This is a genomic window from Longimicrobiaceae bacterium (genome assembly GCA_035936415.1).
Taxonomy (GTDB): domain Bacteria; phylum Gemmatimonadota; class Gemmatimonadetes; order Longimicrobiales; family Longimicrobiaceae; genus JAFAYN01.
The window spans coordinates 1-5,126 of record DASYWD010000232.1 but is presented as its reverse complement, the minus strand read 5'-3'; the positions used below and the strand labels follow the sequence as shown (position 1 = coordinate 5,126).

At 73.2% G+C, this 5,126-nt stretch carries 5 protein-coding genes; all 5 read right to left on the bottom strand.

The genetic code is table 11. The annotated features are described in order from the left end of the window. Nucleotides 1-480: hypothetical protein (locus VGR37_09360; GenBank protein ID HEV2147595.1), on the bottom strand; the 480-nt coding region annotated here is incomplete at its 3' end. 84 nt (nt 481-564) lie between these two features. After that, nucleotides 565-2,418, bottom strand: coding sequence for a hypothetical protein (locus tag VGR37_09355; GenBank protein ID HEV2147594.1), 1,854 nt, complete (start codon nt 2,416-2,418; stop codon nt 565-567). Between the two features lie 18 nt (nt 2,419-2,436). After that, nucleotides 2,437-3,753, bottom strand: coding sequence for a hypothetical protein (locus tag VGR37_09350; GenBank protein ID HEV2147593.1), 1,317 nt, complete (start codon nt 3,751-3,753; stop codon nt 2,437-2,439). 4 nt (nt 3,754-3,757) lie between these two features. After that, the gene (locus VGR37_09345) at nt 3,758-4,474 is read right to left on the bottom strand and encodes a hypothetical protein (GenBank protein HEV2147592.1); all 717 of its coding nucleotides are present in this window, start codon (nt 4,472-4,474) and stop codon (nt 3,758-3,760) included. A gap of 349 nt (nt 4,475-4,823) precedes the next feature. Next, nucleotides 4,824-5,126, bottom strand: a 303-nt coding sequence (locus VGR37_09340) for a hypothetical protein (protein HEV2147591.1), incomplete at its 5' end; no start/stop codon positions are given.

Here is a 5,126-nt window from a genome sequence, read left to right as displayed (position 1 = left end):
GGCCTGCCCCCCCTGCTGCTGCAGGACCCGCGCGGCGGTGCGGGCCACGCGCACCAGGCTCTGCGCCAGCTCCAGCTCCTGGTCCTGCCCGCCGGCCTCCAGCTCCCAGCGGAGCCGGCGCCGCGCGAACTGCCCCACGTGCCGCCCCAGCCGCGCGCCGTCGTTCCCGGCGACCGCCCGCCCAAGCACCCCGCCGATCTGCGGGAGGGCATTGCCGGCCGCGTTCTTGAGCACGCCCGTGAGCGCCTTCCCCGTCTGCGAGCCCAGGAAGGCCTTGCCCGCGGAGAGGGCCCCGCCCACCAGGCTGCCGAGGAACTGGTCCAGCTCCTGCTCGTCGTTGATCTCCAGCAGCTCCGCCGCGAGCTGGGTCTCGTCCATCTCGTACTCGCCGTCGTACTCCCCCTCGTACTCGAAGTCGCCCGACTCCAGGGCGTCGATCCCCGCCTCGAACTCGTTGAGCGTGCGATCCAGGTCGTGCATGGCTCCCTCCGTGGGTCGTGAGTTGGCTTCCGTGCCTTGGGCCCGGCCCCGCGCCGGTGGGGGCCGGGCCGGGATCCCGCAGTCCTACCGCAGCAGCCCCCGGTCCGCGCGCCGCGTCTCCATGAGCCGGTTCCGGAGATGGAAGGACGGCTGCAGGTAGCGGACGTCGGAGCGGTTGCGCACCTCCACCACGTCGTCGGACAGGTTCACCCCGGTGACCGACTGGTAGGCGTGGATGTAGCCCTGGATCTCCTCCTTCCAGTAGCGGAGCCAGGCGCGCGCGTGGTCCTGGTTGCTGGTGGCGCTCCAGTTTCCGTAGCGGATGGAGAGCAGCACCCGCTCGCCGAAGACCGCCAGGTCGCGGAAGTGGATGACGCTGGAGTCCGTCCACCCCTGCAGGCGCTTCATGGCGTCCACCGGCCCCATCCAGCTCTCCGGGTAGGCCACCATGTGGCGGCCGCGCAGGAAGTCGCGCATCTCCGGGCGCGAGAGCATCCACTGCTGCAGCAGCATCTCGGTGCGCGCCGTCCAGGGGAGGTCGCGGAACTGGTTGTGCGCCCCTTCGGAGAGCACCAGGTGCACCTCCTTGAGCGAGTTGAGCACCGGGAAGGCGTCCGCGATCACCGTGGTGTCGTTGTCCTGCCGGTAGAACTCGGCGGCCTGGCGGAGCAGGTTGTGGAACGACTCCAGGAACCGGGAGCGCGGGTCCGCCGGGCGCATGCGCCGCACGGCCCGGCCGTACAGCGTGATGCCGTAGTGATGGTTGTACTCGTAGGCCCGCCGCATCACCGAGAGGCGGTTGGGCTCGTCCTGGAGGAAGCCCCAGAGGAACCCGTTCAGCGGCCGCAGCGGGTCCAGCTCGAACTCGGCGAGCGGGTCCGGCTGCCGGCCGGGGGCCCGGACGTTCTGGAAGCGGCGGGTAATGGCGGCGGTGGTCTGCGTAAGCATCCCCTCTTCCATCCAGTACGACCAGATCAGCTCCAGGAGGCAGGGGAACTGGAACCCCGCCGTCGCGGCGCAGAAGGGGTCCACCCGCGCGGCGCCGTCCGGGAAGGCGCCCTGGACGATGGTGCGGACGTAGTTGTTGCGGTCCACTCCCAGGAAGTCCTGCAGGGCTTCGTTCAGCTCGGCGTAGGTGAGGGTCCGCTCCCGCGACAGGCGCACCGTGCCCGGGGGGACCTGGGCGTCGGCGGTCGGTATTCCGTTCTCAACGGGGGGGCGGAGGGCGAGCCAGCTCTCCTCGTCCTCCGGCGGGCAGACGCCGCACTGCAGGAGGAGGAAGGTCTCGGTGGCCGTCTTCAGCAGCTCGTAGGCGTCCACCCCCGGGAGGCGGCAGAACCTCCGGAGGCGGTCGAGCTGCTCCTTCAAGTCCTCGTCCGGGGCCGCCTTGCCGCCGCAGAGCACGCGGGTGACGAACTTCTGGTAGTTGTCGAACGACATTGCGTCCGAGTGCGCGGCGATGGCCTGCCAGAGCGTCTCCATCGAGGTGTCGCCCAGCTCGGAGCGCTGCAGCGCCACCTGGCGCTCCGTGGTGCGCAGCGCCGGCTGGTCCAGGATCACCTGCGCCACCCGGTGCGTGGCCTTCACCAGCTTGCGGGTGGACTTCTCGATGTTCGCGGCCGACGCACCGAGGCTCGTCGCGGCCTCCGCGATGGTGGCCTCCTCGTTCCTGGGGAACTCCACCTGGAACGGCTGGGGAATCCCACCCCCGCCGTTTCCGTTGCCGCCGCCGTTCCCGTTGCCACCGCCGCCGTTCCCGTTGTCACCGCCGCCGTTCTCGTCGGCGCCGCGGTCGATCTCGTGGTCCCCCGCGACCCCCGCGGGGTTGTCCATGTCCACGCGCCGCCCCGCGGCCAGCTTTTCGGGGATGGGCGGCGGTGGATCCTCCCGCGACGCCGGGGCCCGCTTGCGAGCGGGGCTCTTGCCTGGGTTCTTCATACGCTCCTCCTTGGTTGGTCAGCCGGTGGGTGCGAGCGCCACCCGGGCACGCGGGCGCCGGGCGGCGAAGTCGGTGGTCTGCAGGGTGGCGCGGAGCGCCCAGAAGGTGAGCAGGTCGGCCAGCAGGCGGCTCTCCTCCTCGGGGGTGAGCTTGCCGTCGGCGCGTGCCTGCCCCAGCACCGCGAACACCAGCGAGGGCGCCCCGGAGCGCATCCGCTGGAACGAGCCCCGCCACGCCCGGAAGAGCGAGCGCAGCCGTGCGGGGGAGCGCTCCGCGGGGCGCATGGCCTCCGCGAGCGAGTCGCCGCGCAGCAGCGGCGGGCGGAAGTCCAGGAGCAGCCGGACGAAGCGGGGCATGGTCTCCTCCAGCTGCCGGATCAGCGCGCGCTGCTCGTCCGGGACCTCGTCGTCCAGCGGGTAGAACGAGGCCCAGAGCCGGGAGAGCCGCGCCCACTGCGGGTCCGGGTACAGCGCCCCTCCCATGGCCGCGCTCAGCCGCACCCGCACCCACGGGATGGGGTGGGGGTCGTCCGAGCCGCCGCGGAAGACGAAGGCCCGGGGGAGCGACACCACCCCCAGCAGCCCCGTGGTCGACGCCACCCCCACCCGCCCCACGGACCAGAGGTCGGCGACGATCTCGGAGATCCAGCGCTCCCACATCCGCCAGGCGTCCGCGCGGCCCGGGTCGGCGGCCTGCATGCGCGCCAGCGCCGGCCGCAGGGCCCCCACCAGGTCCAGGAGCGCGGCGCCCTGGTGCCCCACCTCGTGCACCAGCGACGAGGCGATCCCCGCCCCCACCATCCGCTCGCGGGGGACGCGAATGATGGCGACCGGGCTCTCGCCCCCGCCGGGGAGGCGGGTGCGGGCGCGGCGGATGGCCGCGCCGTGGCCCCGGTCCAGGTAGCAGATCACGGGGGGCGCGTCGAAGTAGCCGCCGGGGAGCTCCAGGGCGTCGGTGGACACCTCGTCCAGCCCCGCCAGCCACACCCCGGTGTGCGTCTCGCTGCGCTGCGTCATCACGTCCGCGAACACGTCGAAGTGCGAGAGGACGACGTTGAAGCGCAGCCGCAGGATGGTGAAGCGCTGCTGGGCGCGCGCCGGGCTGACCGCGCGCCCGGGGCCGCGGATCCAGTCCAGGAAGCGCTGCACGCGCCCGCGCAGCTCCCGGCGGCCGTCCGCCAGGTACTTCTCGATGGCGGCCTGGGCGGGAGTGGAGGCGGCCGCCGCCAGCACCATGGGCTCGTGCAGCGCGAAGGGTCTCACGCGAGCCAGCCGGGTGAGCAGCGCCCGGGCCTCCTGCTCCAGCACCCAGTGCGCGTAGGGCGCGGCGGCCATCGTCTCAGGCCCCGAAGAGGATCAGCCGGTCGCCCTTGCGGATCCAGCGGCCGCTCTGTCCGCCCTGGCCCCTCGACCCGCCGCTCCCCTGCATCCCCCCGGCGCCTCCCGCCGCCGCACCCGACACCAGCCCCGGGGCGTGTTTCCGCGCCGCGGCCAGCACGGCGTCCTTGGCGGCGACGGTCGGCGGCGTGCCGGGCCGCACGCGGGCGGCGTTCTGCGCGGAGGCGCCGGCCAGCCGGACGAAGCGGCGGGCCGCCTCGAACTCCTGGTCCTGCGGGCTCATCCCCTCCAGCTCCAGCCCGAACATCTTCCCCGCCGTGGAGGCCAGCATCCCGCCCACCGGCCCGCCGAGCGCCGTCCCCACCGCGGGGAGCGCCACCCGGGCCACGCCCTTCAGCGCGCCCCCCAGCGCCTTGCCGACGGGCGACTTGATGAAGTTTCCCGCCGCCTTACCCACCCTGCGGATGAGCTTGCCCAGGAACTGCTCCATCTCCTGGTCGCCGGAGACCTCCAGCAGGGCCGCCGCCAGCTCCATCTCCTCCACCTCGTCGAAGACGGCTTCGGGGTCGGTCTCGTAGCCCCACTCGCCCTCCCCGTCCGACTCGTACTCGTAGTCGCCCTCGGATTCGAAGTCGCCCTCGTACCCGTACTCGTACTCGCCGGCGGGGCCGTAGTCCGTCTCCAGCTCGTTTAGGGCGCGATCCAGGGGGTGATGCATGGTGTCCTCCTCGGTTGGTGTCCGGTGTGTCGTCCCGGACCCTCCCAAGGCATGCCTGGTGCCGCCCTAAGTGCTTGATTTTACTGGGGGTCTTGCGAAACGGGCTTCGGCGGGCGAAGCGGAGGGCGCAATCCGGCGAACGCGGTTTCGGGGGAAAAGCGGCGGACCGCGCCTGGACCCGGGGGAGCGCGAGCGGGCGGTGAAGCTGAACGCCGAGGTGGGCGAGGGGAAGCGGGTGCTGGGGGTGGCGGCCGAGGGCGACCTGCTCCTGGAGCGCTGGGCGCTGCGCCAGAAGGCCGACCTCTTCAGCAGGGTGTTCGGCCTGGAGGTGGAGCTGGTGGACGGCGGCTCACAGCGGCACCCAGGCGTCCCGGTCCAGCTCCGGGAAGGAGACCCGGCAGGTGCCGGAGGGGATCCCCTCCACCCGGGCCACGCCGTCGCCGTCCAGCCTCCCCTGGCGGCGGGAGCCGTCCGGGAGGACGATGACCCAGCGAACCCCGGGGATGGGGCGGTCGTCCTCGCCCACCAGCCGGACCTCGATCCAGTCGGTGGGCGGAGCCGCCGGGGTGGAGGCGGCGCGGGGCTCCGCCGGCGGGCGCCCGGCGCGGGTGGCGGCCTCCATCTCGCGCGGCGTCATGGGGCGGGCGGGGGC